Origin of the sequence: Telluribacter roseus, from assembly GCF_017355915.2 — a bacterium.
In the GTDB taxonomy this organism is placed as follows: domain Bacteria; phylum Bacteroidota; class Bacteroidia; order Cytophagales; family Spirosomataceae; genus Telluribacter.
Map to the genome: position 1 here is coordinate 413,647 of NZ_JAFEUV020000001.1, position 17,571 is coordinate 431,217.

A 17,571-nucleotide genomic window follows, 5' to 3' on the forward strand; every position below is an offset into this window, starting at 1 on the left:
AGTTTTTTGAGCTAGAAAAAATACAATTCCCAGAAGGGCAGTAGCCAGAATGCTTCTCAGCATGGAAGAGATGAGTTAGTTAATTCTTGGGGAGACCCCGTATAAACATATATAAAGAGCCGCCGATAGACAGCAGCGACAGGATCAGCGTCCAGACCGGAACTTTATTCTGCTGCCACTCGTCAAGCTTATACCCAGCATAGGTGAATACCAGTATGGTACCGAGCATCTGAAAAGCCAGGCCTGAGTACCGGACGTAGGAGTTGGTACGATGGCGGGTCTTATCCAAATTGTCTTGTTTTGGGTCGCTCATGCTGGTTTATGTCTAAGCCCGGTGGAAATAGGGAGTAAAGTTGCCTCTAATTTCGGAATTGGCATTATCTTCGATACGTAATTATCAGAATTTACGTTCTTAATACAGCCAGATACTTTATTTAAATCTTTGAAATCACGTGTCTGTGATCCAGCATACCTTCTCGTTTCTTAGGCGCCTGGGAGCCATGACTGCACTGGTAGGTGCGCTATCAGGATGCTCGCAGTATAGCAACCGGCCCGGTAGCGTGGCTTTTCATAATCTTACCGCCAAGTACAATGCCTACTATATTTCGCGCAATAGCCTCAACGAAGCGGAGCGGGAGATCTACAAGGCCTACCGTGATGATTATAACCAGTTGCTGCCCATACTGTTACCTTTTGACTCCGTACAGGCTGTCAAAGTAAAGCCTCAGCTGGAAGACGCCATCAAGAAAGCATCTATCGTAGCTGAGCGTCACCAGAACAGCAAGTGGCTGGACAATAGCTATACTCTTATTGGAAAGTCGCGCCTGTACCTGGGGCAGTGGGACGATGGCCAGGAGGCCCTCCGGTATGTATTTGCCAATGGCCGTGACGAGGATGATAAAAATGAAGCGCTTATCTGGCTTATGCGCGCCTACATTGCCCGCAACGATTTTTCCAATGCTCTTAATGTGTCGGAATACCTGCGGCAGCAGTCGCTTACCAGGGAGGCTACCCGTGATTTTTATCTGGCCAAAGCGTACCTGCATCAGCAGCGGGGAGAACACCTGACGGCCGTAGCCATTCTGGAACAGACATTCCCGTTACTGAAAAAATCACTTTCAACGGCCCGGCTTCATTACGTAGCCGGCCAGCTCTATGACCGCATCGGGCAGTACGCCCTGGCCAATGAGCACTACCGCAGTGTCAGCCGCAACCGCCCGTCGTACGACCTGGCGTTCAATGCCAGCATGAATTCGCTGCAGAACCAGGTATTACTGAACCCCCGGACTGACCTTACGTCCGTAGGGTTTGACAGAATGCTGCGTGACCGTAAGAACAACGACCTTCGTGACCGCATCTACTATACCATGGGGCTGCTGGCAGAGCGTCGGGAGCAGTATCCTCAGGCGCTGGATTATCTGCACAGGTCCATTGCGGTAGCCGGTGCCAACACCCAACAAGTACCTTATACCTACCTCGAGCTGGCCCGTATCAACTACGACCGCCTGGACAACTACGAGGCAGCCAAAGCCTACTACGATAGTGCCCTGGTAGTGCTTCCCAAGGAGGCACGGGAGTACCGGCTGGTTTCGGATCGTAAGAAAGCACTGGATGAGTTTGTGACGCAGCTGACCATCGTCCGTACCGAAGATAGCCTGCAGCAGTTGGCCCAGATGAATCCGGTTGCGCTGGATCGTAAGATAGATGCCATTATTGAAGCTGAAGAAGAGCACAAGCAACAGCTTCTTCGTAAGGCTCAGGAGGCTCTGGTAGCTTCTAACAACTCCGCCGCTGGTGCAGGGGTACCTTTGGGCGCCGGTAATGAGCGCCGCTGGGAGCTGTATGATCCCGTACTGGTTAATCAGGGGCGCATGGAGTTCCGGAGGTTATGGGGCAATCGTCCTCTGGAGGACGACTGGCGTCGCACCACCAAGGACAACCGGTCTTTTGCCTCAGCGGGGCAGGAGGCTCTGGCCGGACCCGGACAACCCCAGGCAAACCCGCTGGCTGCCTCGGCCATGACCAAAGGCTCACCCGAGTGGCAGGCCCGCCGGGAGGAGCTACGACGTCAGGTTCCGGTTGGCGATGCGGCTATTGCTGCCTCGATGAAAAGAGAGGAAGATGCCCTCTACCGGCTGGGCAAGATATACAGGTTTGATCTGAAAGAGTCCGATAAGGCAGTGGCTTCGTTTAGTCGCTTGCTCAAAGATTATCCTAAGACGGAGTACCGCGAAGAATTGTACTACCTGTTGTACCTGTCGCTGCCGGAGCAGGACAAGACACGCTCCCAGTGGAAGGATAAACTTTTGGCAGAATATCCTGGTTCTACCTACGCTCGTTTGCTGAACCAGACCCCTAAGGCTTCCGAAGACGGAGCGGTTACTGCATCTACGGCTCCGGCCAAGTCCTACGATAAGGTGTACGAGCTGTACGTGGCAGGCAACTACTCGGAAGGATTAGCCCAGGTCGAAAATGCTCTTGCCCAGAACCAGGGCGGGCCACTCGAAGATAAGTTTGCCTTGTTACGGATATTCCTGATCGGGAAAGTACAGGGACGAGACGCGTATCTGCAGGCCATTAACGAGTTTATCCGTCTGTATCCTGACAGCTCCCTTTTACCACGGGTACAGGAAATGCTCGAGGTGACCGGTCAGGCATCCGTACGCCGGAAGTTCTGAAAATGCTATCTTTGCACTACTATATTGCTATATTGTAAAAGTAGGAGAAATAGCTTCCGGTACATTTGATAGTGTCAGGCTCAAAACCTGCCTGAAGCATAGACCCTCAATAAATATTTAAAAGTATACACATGATTGAGTTACAGCGGGGAAAGTACCAGCGAATCATTGTCAATATCTGGCGTCTGGCTGCCATCAGTCTGGCTCTATTCGCCTTCTATATTTTTGCTGTCAGCGTTAACCTCTTCTGGTTGTTCGGCGGAATGCCAGACCTGAAGACCCTCGAAAACCCCAAAAATGAATTAGCGTCCGAACTTATCTCAGAAGATGGTAAGTCATTGGGTAAATACTTCCTGGAAAACCGGGCTCCCATTGAGTTTGATCAGGTGTCGCCCCGACTTATCGAGGCGCTACTGGCTACTGAAGATGCCCGATTTATCAAGCACTCCGGTATAGATGTACGAAGCCTGGGACGCGCCGTTACGGGGGTAATGACTGGAAAGTCAAGCTCCGGGGGAGGTAGTACCTTAACCCAGCAAACGGCCAAAAACCTGTTTGAGACCCGTACCGAGAAGTACCGTGGACTACTGGGGGATGTACCTCTGGTACGTACTATCATTGCCAAAACCAAAGAATGGATCCTGTCGGTGATCCTCGAGCGGAAGTATACCAAGCGCGAGATCCTGATGATGTACCTCAATACCAACTCATTTGGTAACAATACCTATGGTATTAAGGTAGCTGCCCGGACGTACTTCAACAAAGATGCCTGGAACCTGGATGTACACGAAGCGGCCCTTCTGGTAGGTATGCTGCAGAATCCTACGTTCTGGAATCCAGTACGTTTTCCCGAGCGGGCGCTGCTACGGCGTAATACTGTACTCTCGCAGATGGTTAAGTACGACTTCCTGGGCGAAGAGCAATATCAGGCATATAAGGCCAGACCACTGGATGTAAATTTCACTCTGGAGAGCCACAATACCGGACCTGCTCCCTACTTCCGGGAGTCCCTGAAGTCTACCCTCAAGAGCTGGGTAGAGCAGTACAATGAGGACAACGATACTGATTTTGACCTGTATACCAGCGGGCTACGCATCTATACCACCATTGATTCGCGCATGCAACGTTACGCTGAGGAGGCCGTAAAGGAGCATATGAAGCAGCAGCAACAACTGTTCTTTGATCACTGGAAAGGCCGGGATCCCTGGATTGATGAGGAAGGAAAGCCGATGAAAGGCTTTATAGAGAGGGCTATCCGTAACTCGCCGCGCTATATTAGCCTCAAGAGAGAGTTAGGCGAAGAAGAAGCTATGAAGGTGATGCGGACTCCTTACAAGATGAAGGTGTTCTCGTGGGATGGGGAAAAGGAGGTAACTATGAGCCCCATTGATTCCATCAGGTACTACAAGCACTTCCTGCGTACCGGCTTTATGTCTATGGATCCCCGCAATGGCCACGTCAAGGCCTGGGTAGGGGGTATCAACTTCCGGCACTTTAAATACGACCACGTACGGCAGGGTAAGCGCCAGCCCGGTTCTACCTTTAAACCATTTGTGTACGTGTCGGCCTTGGACAAAAACTTTCTGACTCCCTGCTCCCACGTTACGGATCAGCCAATCACGTTTACGCTGGCGGATGGAGTACCCGGTAGCTGGACTCCCAAGAATTCAACGGGTAGGTATTCCTACCAGTCGTTGTCACTTCGGCAGGCGATTGGTCAGTCGGTGAATACGGTGAGTGCCTTTATCATGAAGCAGGTAAAGCCCAATACAGTAGTAGAATACGCCCATAAGTTAGGTATTACCAGTAAGCTGGACGCTAAACCAGCCCTATGCTTAGGTACCAGTGATGTGTCGGTATATGAGATGGTAGGAGCTTACTGTTCTTTCGTGAATGGCGGGTACCGTACGGAGCCCATGACCATCCTGCGTATCGAAGACAGATATGGTAATCTCCTGCAGGAGTTTTTCCCCAAGGCCAATCAGGAGCTTAGCTCTACTGTAGCTTACAACATGCTGTACATCATGCGTGGCGCGGTGGAAGATCCGGGTGGTACAGCCCAGCGTCTGCACAGCTTTGGTATTACCAAGGATAATGAGATTGCGGCCAAAACCGGTACTACCTCCAACTACTCCGACGGTTGGTTTATGGGTATGACCCATAACCTGGTATCGGGCCTGTGGGTAGGGGGTGAGGATCGTAGTATCCACTTCCGTACCATAGCCTATGGTCAGGGAGCGCGTATTGCGATGCCAGCCTGGGCCATGTACATGCAGAAGGTATACGCTGACCCTTCGCTGGTACAGTACCAGAAGGGAGCATTCAACAAACCTGCCGACTATAAGCTGGATTGTGGCGGCGTCTATTTCGATCCTAACGATACGTACGTGGCCCCATCGGTATCCGATGACGAAGGTGCCCTGTTCTAATTCAGGTTTTATAGAATTGATACGGTATGCCGGGGGAGAAATCTTCCGGCATATTCTTTAGTAGAACGCATCACCCATCCTAACCCCACTGACATGCACATACTCGTCGCTCCTGATAAATTTCGTGGCTCACTGGAAGCTGAAGAAGTCTGTCGGGCAGCCAGGGAAGGTATTCTGCTGGCTCATCCTGCGGCTGAGGTAACGACTGTTCCCCTGGCTGATGGGGGCGAAGGTACTACCACAGTACTTACACAAAATGCCGGTGGGAGGCTGGTCACCGTACAGGTGAGTGATCCCTTAGGAAGACCTATCAGCGCGGAGTATGGCCTATCAGCGGATAGCACTACGGCCTATATGGAGATGGCTGCGGCATCCGGTTTGAGACTACTGGCTCCACAGGAGTACAATCCGCTACTGACATCGACCTACGGTACCGGCGAACTTATAAAGGATGCTCTTAACAGAGGCGTTAGTACCATAATACTAGGCATTGGAGGCAGCGCTACTACCGATGGAGGTATCGGCATGGCGGCGGCTCTTGGCTATATATTCCTGAATGGGACAGGGAAAGTACTTCCACCCGTAGGCAAGTCTATGGAAGCGATTGCGTCTATCGACACTTCAAGAGTTGATCCACTACTGCGGCAGGTATCCATAGTAGTGGCCTGCGACGTTACCAATCCGCTGTATGGGGAGAAGGGCGCTGCCTGTATCTATGGTCCGCAGAAAGGAGCTAATCCTCAGATGGTACAACAGTTGGACGCAGGGCTGCGTAATCTGGCGCAGGTAGCGACAAGTACCTTCGGAAAGGATGTCAGCTCTACGCCCGGAGCAGGAGCGGCCGGTGGGGTAGGGGCCGGGGCATTATGGTTTCTGAACGCTACCTTACGCGAAGGGGTACAGATTGTAATGGAGCAGACCCGCCTGGCTGAGCAGGTAGAGAAGGCGGATCTGGTCATTACCGGCGAAGGAAAGGTAGATCATCAGACACTAAGTGGAAAGCTGGTAAAAGGGCTGGCTGACCTGTGTCAGGAGAAGGAGGTACCACTGGCCGTAGTATGTGGTACTTTGCTCATTTCGCCCGAAGAAGCACGAGAGGCAGGCATAGCCTATGCGGTATCGATTCTGAACCGCCCCCAGCGCCTTCAGGAGGCCCAATCCGAAGCATATGTGCGGGTGCGGGAAGCAACTTTTCATTTGGTACGGTTGTTTTATTTAGGCAGGAAGAGTGGCCGGAGCCTACACTAAGCAGTAGGCAGGTCACTACTAATCTTACACCTTGCTTCTACTTTTTAGAGGCTTATATTTCACCCTTCATTTGTGATTTTGATATATCTACCTCTTGGTTTTTAATTATAGATAATGGCTGATTTTGATTATAAAGCGGAGCTTGCCAGAATACCGTCAGACCCGGGGGTATATAGGTATTTTGATGATAAAGATGAAGTGATCTACGTAGGTAAGGCCAAGAACCTGAAAAACCGGGTGAGCAGCTACTTTGTAAAGTCGAATCAGCACGACCGCAAGACCAAGCGGCTCGTGAGCCAGATCCGGCGGATTGAATTTACGATAGTACCTACAGAGTGGGATGCCCTGTTGCTGGAGAATCAGCTGATCAAGCGTTTTCAGCCCAGATTTAACATACTACTGCGCGATGATAAGACCTATCCTTTCATACTGATTACGAATGAGCGTTTTCCGAGGGTAATGACCACCCGCCGGATCGACCGCACTGCCGGGACGTATTACGGCCCGTTTGCTAACCTGCGGGCTATGTACGCGCTGCTGGATATGTTCAAGTCGTTGTACAACCTCCGGTCGTGCCACCTGAACCTCTCGCGTGAAAACGTAGAGGCCGGTAAGTTTAAGGTATGTCTGGAGTACCATATAGGCAACTGCAAAGGGCCCTGTGAGGCTAAAATATCGGAGGAAGAGTACAACGTACAGATTGACCAGATCAACCACATCCTGAAAGGGAATTTGTCGCTGCCGCATCAGTACTTCAAGCAACGGATGCTGGAGTCAGCCGAGCAGATGGCCTTTGAGCAGGCGCACGAATGGAAAACCAAGATTGAACTGCTGGATGATTTTAAGAGTAAGGCTACGGTAGTGAACCCACGTATTGGCGATGTAGATGTACTCACCATTGTATCGGACGAAGATGCGGCGTACCTCAACTTCATGAAGATCACCAACGGCTATGTAGTAGCTACGCAGACCTTCGAGGTAAAGAAAAAGCTGGATGAAAGCGATGAGGATATACTCACCATGATGATTGTGGAGATGCGGGAGCAGTATGGCACCCAGGCCAAAGAACTTATCTCAAACCTAAAGCCGGATATTGACCTGAAGCTGGATATAACTATTCCGCAGATTGGTGATAAGAAAAAGCTGCTGGACATGTCCATGAAAAACGTGATGTACTTCCGACGTGAGAAGGCGGAGCGTAAGGCCGCAGAGTCGTCGGCCACTACCTCACGTAAAGACCGTGTGCTGATCAAACTCAAGGCGGATCTGCAGATCAAGACATTGCCCCGCAGGATCGAGTGCTTTGATAACTCCAATATACAAGGTACCAATCCGGTGGCGGCTATGGTATGCTTTGTGGATGGCAAGCCCTCCAAGAAAGACTACCGCCACTTCACCATCAAGACCGTAGTAGGACCCAACGACTTTGCCTCAATGCGCGAGGTAGTGGGCCGGCGGTATAGTAGGGTACTGAGCGAAGGCGACCAGCTACCGGATCTTATTGTGGTAGACGGGGGAAAGGGACAGCTTAGTGCGGCCTGTGACGCCCTGAAGGAGCTGGGCCTGTATGGGCAGGTACCGATCATAGGTATTGCCAAGCGACTGGAAGAAATCTACTACCCCGAAGATTCACTACCTCTGTACATCGATAAGAAGTCAGAGTCGCTTAAGCTCATTCAGCAGATCCGCGATGAAGCGCACCGGTTTGCGATTACCTACCACCGCGACAAGCGCAGCCGCAATAGCCTAGTGAGTGAGCTGGAGAATGTAGAGGGAATAGGTAAGGTAACGGCGGCTAAACTGCTGAAGTACTTCAAGTCCCTACGCGCTATACGGGAAAGCTCGGCGGAGCAGTTGGCCGTAGTAGTAGGAAATGACCGCGCCCAGAAGGTCAGAGCTTACTTCGATACGATCGAACAGTCGTAAGGTCGTAAGTATAGGTAGCTTACAGAAAGTCCCTATAAAGCAAAAGGAGCGGCCAAACGGCCGCTCCTTTTTATTTCAACAGAGTCACTCTTAGTATTCCCACAGACCGTGCTCAAGCTCCATAAGCTCCTGCTCGTACTGTAGAGACTTCAACAAGGCTTCTTTGTCGTTCTTGTAGATTGACAGGAAATCTTTGTTGTTAGGATTGGAGTACTTGATAATACGTCCGTAGAACAGGCGCAGATCCAGCGCATCGGCCAGGTTCTTGTGCTGAGCCTGGTTCTGGGTGTTATACCAGATGTACTTCTTGGCATCGCTTCTGAACAGACGATCTATATCCTTGTACTTGAAGTAAGCAACAGGTATCTCCATACCGGTAGCGGTGTTCTGCTCGGCAGGCAGTAGGATACCTACGCTCTGAATATCCATGTACAGGCGTGAGCGCTTCTTGTCAAACGTCCACTCTTCTTTCATTTCAAGCAGACTCAGCTGATCCGGGAAGAACTCCTCTTCGGTAGCTGCCATCATCACATCCTGCTGGAAGTCATCAGCGGGCTTAACCTCTTCAGCGGGCTTCTCTTCCTTAGCTGCTGCACCTTTTTTACCCTTTGCGGTAGTAGTAGATTTTTTTGGTGCAGGAGCTCCCCAACCGTCATCCTCCACAGCGGCAGTCTTCTTGGTCTCTTTCTTTGGAGCCCCCCAGCCGTCATCGGCAGGCTTCTCCTCTGACTTGGTAGCACCGGCAGGTTTAGCATCCCAGCCACCATCGGTAGACTGTGGCTTTCCAAAACCAGCCGCAATTTCTTCCTCCGAGAGGCCTACCGTCTGATTAGGCATCAGCAGCTTTTTGCGTAACTGGTCGGTTGTCATCTCCGTGGTGCACGAGTCCGTTGTGTAAGCAGGAATAAGTCCGGCTTTAGCGGCTTCCAACAGATAACGGGTGATCTCGTTATTAGACGAGAACATCGGTAGGTTCTGCTTTTCTTTCAGATCCACTCTACGCCACAGCGTACGCTTCATCATGATATCATTCTGATCAATGGGGCGCGCTGACAGCTGATTGTCTTTCGACTCATCTCTCTCCTGCGCGTGAGCTACCGTAGTACCCATTGCCAGGGAGAGTATTGACCATGCTATAACTTTACCATTCATTCTCATAGCCACTGATGTCTATTTTGATTTTTCTTTATAACGATATAAAACCTAAATCAGTATAACGGAATGATACGAGTTTGGTTCCCCATTTCGACATCACTGATATTACCGCGGAAGTTCCGGCGCTGCACGCCCAGAATCTCTACTACGTAACGGTCACCAGACTCGGCCTGCTGAGCCAGTGATGATATTGATCCTCCACCATTCAGTGTGATTGGTCCGGCTACGCGACGGTTACCACGAGCCAGCGAAACCTGAATCTGATTGACGCGGAACTGAGCATCTTCGGGTGAGAAGTTCTTGAAGCTCTCATCCGGAATAGCCAGTACCTGAAGGCTACGGGCACCAGAGGCCGGCGCACCACGACGCTCATCCAGCGGGGATCCGTTAACACGTAGTTCCAGAGAAGGCTTCGGTACACGCGATACGCGGAATTTCTCGGTACCTAGCATGTTACCCTGGTTGCTAATGTTCAGACTAACCTGTGCCTTGTTAGGAACGATGGTAATCCGTCCTTTCTGACCACTTGGTATAATTTCAGCACCATCAGCCGAGAAGCTTGGAGCCCACAGGGCACCCAGTGAAGGGCTCTGAACGCTGAGCTTGTTAGAACATCCCAGATACAAAGGAGGCAAAGTACCGGTCTCGATCTGGTACGTAGGCTTCGCAACAAAGTACTCATGCTCAAGGCGTACGGTAGTATCACGTCCGGATGGAGTAGGGAAGGAGATAGTACCGGTCAGTACTTTGCGAGCCAGACCTTCGGCGTTATAGGCACCACCCTGTGCCGTAAACTCGATAATACCTCTACCATTCTCAACCCGAACCGGTGATCCGTTCAGACTCATACGAGGCGTAATACCCGAGGCCGAAGCCGCGATAAACATTTCTCCACGGTACTTGGCACCCGCTGCTACTACTTTTGACTCCGAGCTGATCATAGCCAGGATACGGTCAAACTTAATATCAGCAGCTCCCACTTTGCTGGCCAGATAAGTAAGTACTTCACCTTCCATCCGACGGATGTCCGTCTGCTTCTGGCTAAGTACCGCCAGGGCCGCGGCTACGGGAGTCTGTGCAAAGTTCAGCTCAGCGAAGTCTTTGTTACGCTGGTCCGGATTGTTACTGGCAACCGGGTCCTGGCTGCCGTCCATTGCCAACGGCTGAAACTTCTGGTTGCCGTAGTTATTCAGACTGTTTACGAAGTTGTTAAGACGCTGCTTCAGAGCATAGGCCTTACCATTCTTATTAGCCCCAATCATCATTTGGGCTACTTTATCTTCTTCTTGTGGGTTAACGATACCACCCTGCTCATTAAGTCCGCCACCCGCATCCTGGATGATCTGCTGCTTCAGGGTATTGATCTCGTTGATAACATCAGCCGACGCTTTACGTACTTCATCAGCTTGTTTCATTACCGAAACGTCAGAAGCCCGGTTACCCGATTTCTCGACGGCGGCTTTTATTCTTAGTACGGTTTCTTGATTTATCTTATTAGCTGCCCCAGAAGATAATTCGAGTGAATTATTAAGTAGAATGAATTTCTCAATGATTGCCGAACTTACTTGCAACGCAAGCATCGCGGTCAGCACCAGATACATCATTCCGATCATCTTCTGACGGGGAGATTCTTTTCCACCTGCCATATGGTTCAGTGATCAGTTTTCAGTGAAAGGTTAGTTAATTAGAGGATTGTTCCAATATTAGGCGTTACCGCGCATAGCAGTCAACATGTTGCCGTAGATGTGGTTCAGCGACGAGATGTTGTTGGTCAACTTGGTCATCTCATTCTTGAATACCTGCGACTCCTTAGTAGCATCGGCCATGTTTTCCATAGCGGCTGTCAGGTTGCCATAGAACGCATTCATTGCCTTCAGGTGCTTGGTAGTATCCTGCAACTCTAATTCATATACGGCGTTCAGAGCGCCCATGTTCTTAGTGATCTGCTGGAACTGCTCACGGTACGACTGAGCGTCACGGGTAGCGTCAGCCATGGATGACATAGCGTTGATAGCTACACCATATGACTTGTTCATGTCATTGATTGCAACAGAGGCAGACTTAACGTTATGAGCGTATTCGTTGGTAGCTACGGTAGCGTCAGTCAGGTCAGACAGGCGGCTTACTGTGTCAGACAGGTTACGGAAGCCCTTGCCCAGGTTCTCGAATATTTCAGGAGAAATCTTAGCGTCAGAAAGCATTTTATCCATACCGGCGGTCAGGCCATTGCCAGTACCTACGGCTACTGTTCTGCCGGTAGTAACACCAGCGCCTGCATAGTCATCAGCGAGTTCAGGGTATACACGAGACCAATCTGGTTCTTTTTGAACCGGCTGTGCAAATGTCTGTAGAGCATACAGAGCGAAAATTACTGCTTCGGTACCCAGACCGATGGTTAGCATCTCGCTACCACCATCCCAGTGTTGAATTTTAAAGAGGGCACCTAGTACTACTACTGCGGCACCGGCACTGTACAATGTAGGTAGTACTTTATCAAAGAAAAAACTGGAACCGTTGTTCTTAGCCATACTAAATCAAGTTGTTTACAATTATTATAGGTTGTGAATAAAAAAGGTTGAAAAGAAGTAGTTACAAAAGAAGCAGCTTTGCGCTGCTTCTTTTCTTTAAAGTTTGGTTAGCGAAGCCCGCGACCGCGACCTGCGCTGGCCCCCCGGCGCCCATCCACATTATCCATGACGCAGCGGAAGCCTATGAATGCGCGACGCTCGGTTTCGAATTCGTAGCTACGGGTACCTGTCTGCAGGTAGTAGGCTACATCCTTCCAGGAACCACCCTTGATTACCTTACGAGGCTCGGCAGGGTCATCGTTTTTCGGGTTCATATCCCACATGATAGCATTGGCGTTGTCAGCGTAGGCATCCAGTGTCCATTCGGCCACGTTACCAGCCATATTATATAAGCCGTATTCGTTCGGGTTGTAAGCATTAGCCGGAGCGGTGTACGGATAGCCGTCGGCATCGTAGTTTCCACGCTGTGGCTTAAAGTTAGCCAGGAAGCATCCCTTACCGTTCATGGTATAAGGGTTACCCCATGGGTACTTGGCACTGGCGCGACCACCACGGGCTGCCCATTCCCACTCCGCCTCGGTTGGCAAGCGGAACGATGGAGAATAGAACATGCCTTCTTTACCACGGAAGTCATTGTAGATGTTGGTACGCCACTTGCTGAAATACTGAGCAGCGACCCAGTTTACACCTACTACCGGATAGGTATCAAAGGCAGGGTGCATATAGTAGTACTCCACCATCGGGTCACCGTTAGAGTAGGCAAAGTCCTTTTTCCATACAGTGGTATCAGGGTAGTACTTCGTTTTGATCTCTTCTTCACCCAGTACTGATATGGAGTCTACCATGAGTGCATCAATAAACTGACGGTACTCGTGATTGGTGATCTCGGTATCATCCATATAAAATGAACTGATCGTAACACGACGGTTCATATTTACCATAGTGGCTGCCAGATCCTCGTCGGCCTGTCCCATCACAAATGATCCCGATGGAACTGCTACCATCCCTGCCGGTGTAGTCTGACGATACCCTTTACGGGCAGTAGCAGTAATCTCACCATTCGTGACTCCACTTTCTTCACCTTTTCCTCCGCCAAAGCGCTCTTTGATAAAGCCACAACTCTGCATAAGTACGAGCGAGGCTATCACAAGCAAACTTTTGACTCCGTTCCGATAGAACATGTTTACATTCATGTGGCTTTTGCTATTTTGTATAATTAATGTCAGTTGTAAAAACGTTAACCTGTAATTGAATAGTATACTCTAATAAGTGCCTTATTTCCTCAATTAGAAACTCCAGCTTCTAATCGTCCTAACGAAACCTATACATGTTTCGTATATTAACCTTTAATTTCTTAGTAAAAGCCCCAAAGATAAATCAAGCTTCGCAAAGTGTCTAACAACAATTAGACCAAACCCTCAAAAAAGTGTCACCTTCGCACTTAATAATCTAGAAACGGAATCTGGGTGTGCGTACGATCGTTTTCTTGCCTACTTTGGGAGCCGGCAGAGCGTAGGATAGCAGCACTTCGTAAGACGTTGGAGTCTTGACGTTGGTACCACCTATTACTATATCGTAAGCACCCGAAAGCCGCAGGGACTGGTCCCGCATCAGGTTGATACCTGCCATAAGTATGACCGCATCCTGATGCCGATATGTGATTCCTCCCCAATAACGTTCATTGTACGTTGCCATTGCGCCACCCTCTACCGAAAATTCATTCAGATCCGTTTTGACGAGCAGGATGGGCTGTACCGAAAGCAGGTAGCCAAATTCCAGCAGCATGCCCGCGTTGAGGTAGTAGACAGGAACCAACGGATTGGTAGCGGTCTCTGAGCCCAGCTTATATTTAGCTCGCAGCAGGTGTGTCGCCGACAGACCCACGTAGTAGGCGCTGGTTTCGTAGCGTACACCTACGGAAGCATCCGGATGAATCTCGGAAACAACGCCCGTCTGGATAAGCGGGTCGCCCGGCTCACCGGGACGCAGGCGGTTGTAGTCAATGGCGCGGCGGTACATACCGGCCCGGGCACCTACCGCGAAGTTGCCGTTGGTAACAGGAATGCGATAAGCAGCCGATAGCTGAAAGTCCTGATTGGTAAGCGGACCCATACGGTCGTTGAGGGCATAGAAGCCAATCCCAATGTTCTTGATGGGCATGCTGAAAGAGAAAAGCTGACTGGAAGCGGCGCCGCCATCGTCAAAAGTGCCCTGGTAGCCAGCATACTGTGAGCGGTGAGTGAGCTGGAAGCGGGTAATTCCATCAGCTCCGGATGCGGCGGGGTTGTAGTAGATTTGATTTAACGAAAATAAGCTAAACTGAGGATCTTGCTGCCCAAAGGCCCAATGTGTTAGTAGCAGCAGAGCTACCGCCAGTGTGCGTGAAGTAAATGTTCGCATCATAAAGGTTAAGGTCATATCGGGACATCTTCTCTGTAAAATACTGCTCCACTGCCCAAAAGTTTAGAGAATAACGCATAATCAGGAAAAAAATTGAGAAATAAGCAAAAGGCCGGGAAAATTTTCCCGGCCTTTTGCTTATCAGATTGTTACTGGATATTATTCGCTTTTCGAATGTAAAGTTCCAGGGCTCCGGTCATGGAAGGAGCGTTGGGAAGGGGGGCCTGGATGTCCAGAAACAGACCCGCTTCTTCTACCGCCTTGGCCGTTGTAGGCCCGAAAGCTGCGATACGGGTTTTATTCTGTTTGAAGTCCGGGAAGTTCTCGAACAGCGACTTGATCCCGGATGGACTAAAAAATGCTATGATATCATAGTACACGTCTTCAAGATCCGACAGGTCTGACGACACCGTCTGGTACATGGTAGCTTCCGTAAAGTGGAGGTCCTCGGTATCAGCAAACTCCGGAATATCGTTTTTACGAACATCCGAACAAGGGTACAGAAACTTCTCGTTTTTGTGCTTACGGATCAGCTCAATGAGCTCAGCGGCGGTCTTGGTGCCTGAAAATATCTTGCGTTTGCGAATTACGATGTACTTCTGCAGGTAATTGGCTGTTTGCTCGGATATACAGAAATACTTCATGTCAGCCGGTACTTCTATTCTGCCTTCGTTACAGATGCGGAAGAAGTGATCAATGGCATTACGGCTGGTGAAGATAATCGCTGTATGGTCCAGGATGTTGACCTTTTGCTTACGGAATTCTTTGTAGGATACCCCCTCTACATGAATAAAGGGACGGAAATCTACTTTAATACCATACTTCCTTGCTAGCTCATAGTAGGGGGAATTTTCATCGGCAGGTCTCGACTGGCTTACCAGGATGCTTGTCACCCTATTGAGCCGATCCTGGTCAAATTTGATGGTCTCACTCATTTATTTTTCAGCATTAGATATCCCTTCGAAATAGCGCCTTATAATCAGAGAGCAAACTTTACGCCTATGATGAGGGGTATTATTTCGATGACGCAAAGGTACGAAAATAAATACAGATTTATAAAAGAGCCGCTAGGCTTGATAAGAATGTACAGCGAAATGAACCGCAGCAGGTAAAAGATAACAAAGGGAGCAATAACCGTTTTTTCGAAATCGACGGCCCAGACGGGGCTGTAAAGGGTATAGGAAAATACGAGAATGGCGAATAGCCCCAGGAACAGGTATGTGATCTGCAGAGCCTTAAAGTAATGGATCGGCACTACCTTATCCAGATTGAGCATGCCCCCCACCAGCGCCATGTAGATGTACTTAAGGTAAAACAGCAGGAAGGTGATACCCAGCAGCTTGAAGTAGTCGGTGGTTAGTTCGGCCAGATCGGCGCCTCCGGAGAGTATCCTTCCTGACCCAAACAGATTGACACCATTGTAGGAAAACACAACCAGCAGGTAGCTGACTACCAGGCAGTGCAGGATCGTGAACAGGATCACCTGGCTGCTGTACGGTTTGTTGAGCTTATTGATGTCGTCGCGCTCGTCGCGGTCCAGGAAGTCAAGCGGATTGATAAAGCGCCCGAAAGCCATGGGAAACGAGTTGTACGCCAGCACGTTCATGACCAGGATGATCAGCATCACCAGGGCCGAAAAATCACTGAACGGATTTTTGGGCTTGGGCTTAATATTGATCAGAGAGGAGGGAGCGGTGCGGTCCAGTACGACCGGACTAGCCGTTTTGAGATTGGCCACCAGTACCTTTCGGCCGTCGATGCCGTTGGACCCGTACAGGGTAATCAGGATTTCGTCTTTACGGTAGGTGCGGTACAGACTATCGATGTTCAGGACAAGCCACTGTCCTTCCTGTACTTTTTTTTGAAGCGCCCCTTCCACAAACAGGTAGTTCTGTTTCTGTGATTGAATCAGCAGCGTGTAGTGACGGTTTTTTAAAAGATCAACCAGCAGGCTCACCGACAGCGCTTCTTCGTGCAGGGAGCGGGTGTACGGTACGTAGTTTTGATAGCGTGTGCTATAGACCAGCCAGTCATTTTGGTAATCATATACCAGGAAGTACTTCTTATTAGGCCCCACCTCATTTACTGCCTCGGCTGAATTAGGGAGTAATAGTCCGACGGCAGTAAGAACCAACAAAAGCAGTGAATGAAAAATTTTCATTGCTAGAAAGAAAGGGCGGAGTTTCCCCAGCCCTTTTCGATAATATATAGTAGTAGTGATTATTTTCTGCCCAAAGCAACCAGCATAGTCTCACCAATAACGGCAGGAGATTCAGCTACGAATATACCACACTCACGCATAATGCGCATTTTGGCTTCGGCGGTATCGTCAGCACCTCCGATGATGGCACCGGCGTGTCCCATACGACGGCCTTTGGGAGCAGTCTGTCCGGCTATGAAACCAACTACGGGTTTTTTATTTCCATGTTCCTGTACAAAGCGGGCCGCATCTGCTTCCATACTTCCCCCAATTTCACCGATCATAACAATAGCTTCTGTTTCGGGGTCGTTCATAAGGAGTTCTACGGCCTCTTTGGTAGTAGTACCAATGATGGGGTCACCACCAATACCGATGGCGGTAGTCTGGCCAAGGCCGGCGCGTGTTAGCTGGTCTACTGCTTCGTAGGTAAGTGTACCTGATTTAGACACCAGACCGATGGTACCTTTCTTGAAGATAAAGCCGGGCATGATACCTACTTTACACTCTTCGGCGGTGATGATACCAGGACAGTTAGGACCGATCAGGCGAACGTTTTTGCCTTTGAGGTAGTTTTTGGCCATCATCATGTCCTTGGTAGGAATACCTTCGGTGATACATACGATCACACCGATGCCCGCGTCAGCGGCTTCCATGATAGCGTCGCCGGCAAATGCAGGCGGCACAAAAATAATAGATACATCAGCACCGGTCGAACGTACTGCCTGGTCTACTGTATTGAAAACCGGGCGATCGAGGTGGCTTTGGCCTCCCTTGCCAGGTGTTACTCCACCGACGAGGTTGGTACCGTATTCAATCATTTGCTGGGCATGAAATGAACCCTCTGAACCAGTAAATCCTTGTACAATAACCTTTGAATTTTTATTTACTAAAACGCTCATGTTATAGATCGGTTTTTTTGGTAAAAGTAGAACGAAAAGCCCTAAGTAGCAAAATGTGGTTATAATTTGTAAATTGCTTCAACGTATCCATGTTCAATAGAAAGTATT

General features: G+C 49.8%; 13 protein-coding genes. 4 read left to right on the forward strand and 9 right to left on the reverse strand.

Annotated features, from left to right (window positions below):
* Positions 1-79 precede the first annotated feature (79 nt).
* Entirely contained in the window at positions 80-313 is a 234-nt protein-coding gene (locus tag JTN23_RS01745) for an AtpZ/AtpI family protein (protein WP_247231911.1), read from the reverse strand.
* 139 nt (positions 314-452) lie between these two features.
* On the opposite strand from JTN23_RS01745, the gene porW reads away from it, so the two are divergent.
* The 4 genes from porW (at position 453) to uvrC (ending at position 8,281) form a co-directional block, all read left to right on the forward strand.
* Positions 453-2,678, forward strand: coding sequence for a type IX secretion system periplasmic lipoprotein PorW/SprE (gene porW / locus JTN23_RS01750; RefSeq protein ID WP_247231913.1), 2,226 nt, complete (start codon positions 453-455; stop codon positions 2,676-2,678).
* 131 nt (positions 2,679-2,809) lie between these two features.
* Positions 2,810-5,107 carry a penicillin-binding protein 1A gene (locus tag JTN23_RS01755; protein WP_247231915.1) on the forward strand — a complete coding sequence of 766 codons (2,298 nt, stop codon included), beginning with the start codon at positions 2,810-2,812 and terminating at the stop codon, positions 5,105-5,107.
* Between the two features lie 93 nt (positions 5,108-5,200).
* Positions 5,201-6,355 (forward strand): glycerate kinase, encoded by a 1,155-nt coding sequence (locus tag JTN23_RS01760; protein ID WP_247231917.1) that lies wholly within the window; start codon positions 5,201-5,203, stop codon positions 6,353-6,355.
* 114 nt (positions 6,356-6,469) lie between these two features.
* Positions 6,470-8,281: an excinuclease ABC subunit UvrC gene (uvrC, locus tag JTN23_RS01765; protein ID WP_247231919.1), complete on the forward strand. Its 1,812-nt coding sequence runs from the start codon at positions 6,470-6,472 to the stop codon at positions 8,279-8,281.
* Positions 8,282-8,371: 90 nt separating this feature from the next.
* On the opposite strand, the gene porN is transcribed toward uvrC, so the two are convergent.
* The 8 genes from porN to sucD form a co-directional block, all read right to left on the reverse strand.
* Positions 8,372-9,433, reverse strand: a complete 1,062-nt coding sequence (porN, locus tag JTN23_RS01770; protein WP_247231921.1) for a type IX secretion system ring subunit PorN/GldN — start codon at positions 9,431-9,433, stop codon at positions 8,372-8,374.
* A 56-nt stretch (positions 9,434-9,489) separates the two neighbouring features.
* Positions 9,490-11,082, reverse strand: a complete 1,593-nt coding sequence (porM, locus tag JTN23_RS01775) for a type IX secretion system motor protein PorM/GldM (RefSeq protein ID WP_247231923.1) — start codon at positions 11,080-11,082, stop codon at positions 9,490-9,492.
* A gap of 57 nt (positions 11,083-11,139) precedes the next feature.
* Positions 11,140-11,964 carry a type IX secretion system motor protein PorL/GldL gene (porL, locus tag JTN23_RS01780; RefSeq protein WP_247231925.1) on the reverse strand — a complete coding sequence of 275 codons (825 nt, stop codon included), beginning with the start codon at positions 11,962-11,964 and terminating at the stop codon, positions 11,140-11,142.
* A 107-nt stretch (positions 11,965-12,071) separates the two neighbouring features.
* Positions 12,072-13,157, reverse strand: coding sequence for a T9SS ring complex lipoprotein PorK/GldK (porK, locus tag JTN23_RS01785; RefSeq protein ID WP_247231928.1), 1,086 nt, complete (start codon positions 13,155-13,157; stop codon positions 12,072-12,074).
* A 256-nt stretch (positions 13,158-13,413) separates the two neighbouring features.
* On the reverse strand, positions 13,414-14,367 hold the full coding sequence (locus tag JTN23_RS01790; RefSeq protein ID WP_247231930.1) for a PorP/SprF family type IX secretion system membrane protein: 954 nt from the start codon (positions 14,365-14,367) through the stop codon (positions 13,414-13,416).
* 146 nt (positions 14,368-14,513) lie between these two features.
* Positions 14,514-15,299, reverse strand: a complete 786-nt coding sequence (locus JTN23_RS01795; protein ID WP_247231932.1) for a uroporphyrinogen-III synthase — start codon at positions 15,297-15,299, stop codon at positions 14,514-14,516.
* A 44-nt stretch (positions 15,300-15,343) separates the two neighbouring features.
* Positions 15,344-16,525 carry a DUF4271 domain-containing protein gene (locus tag JTN23_RS01800; RefSeq protein ID WP_247231934.1) on the reverse strand — a complete coding sequence of 394 codons (1,182 nt, stop codon included), beginning with the start codon at positions 16,523-16,525 and terminating at the stop codon, positions 15,344-15,346.
* A 59-nt stretch (positions 16,526-16,584) separates the two neighbouring features.
* Entirely contained in the window at positions 16,585-17,463 is an 879-nt protein-coding gene (gene sucD, locus JTN23_RS01805; protein ID WP_247231936.1) for a succinate--CoA ligase subunit alpha, read from the reverse strand.
* Positions 17,464-17,571: the final 108 nt, after the last annotated feature.

Excerpts from the sequence above, each read along its gene's own strand:
- JTN23_RS01745 (WP_247231911.1), bottom strand. The coding sequence starts at position 313 with ATGAGCGACCCAAAACAAGACAATTTGGATAAGACCCGCCATCGTACC.
- JTN23_RS01755 (WP_247231915.1), top strand. The coding sequence starts at position 2,810 with ATGATTGAGTTACAGCGGGGAAAGTACCAGCGAATCATTGTCAATATC.
- JTN23_RS01760 (WP_247231917.1), top strand. The coding sequence starts at position 5,201 with ATGCACATACTCGTCGCTCCTGATAAATTTCGTGGCTCACTGGAAGCT.
- uvrC (WP_247231919.1), top strand. The coding sequence starts at position 6,470 with ATGGCTGATTTTGATTATAAAGCGGAGCTTGCCAGAATACCGTCAGAC.
- porN (WP_247231921.1), bottom strand. The coding sequence starts at position 9,433 with ATGAATGGTAAAGTTATAGCATGGTCAATACTCTCCCTGGCAATGGGT.
- porM (WP_247231923.1), bottom strand. The coding sequence starts at position 11,082 with ATGGCAGGTGGAAAAGAATCTCCCCGTCAGAAGATGATCGGAATGATG.
- porL (WP_247231925.1), bottom strand. The coding sequence starts at position 11,964 with ATGGCTAAGAACAACGGTTCCAGTTTTTTCTTTGATAAAGTACTACCT.
- porK (WP_247231928.1), bottom strand. The coding sequence starts at position 13,157 with ATGAATGTAAACATGTTCTATCGGAACGGAGTCAAAAGTTTGCTTGTG.
- JTN23_RS01790 (WP_247231930.1), bottom strand. The coding sequence starts at position 14,367 with ATGATGCGAACATTTACTTCACGCACACTGGCGGTAGCTCTGCTGCTA.
- JTN23_RS01795 (WP_247231932.1), bottom strand. The coding sequence starts at position 15,299 with ATGAGTGAGACCATCAAATTTGACCAGGATCGGCTCAATAGGGTGACA.
- JTN23_RS01800 (WP_247231934.1), bottom strand. The coding sequence starts at position 16,525 with ATGAAAATTTTTCATTCACTGCTTTTGTTGGTTCTTACTGCCGTCGGA.
- sucD (WP_247231936.1), bottom strand. The coding sequence starts at position 17,463 with ATGAGCGTTTTAGTAAATAAAAATTCAAAGGTTATTGTACAAGGATTT.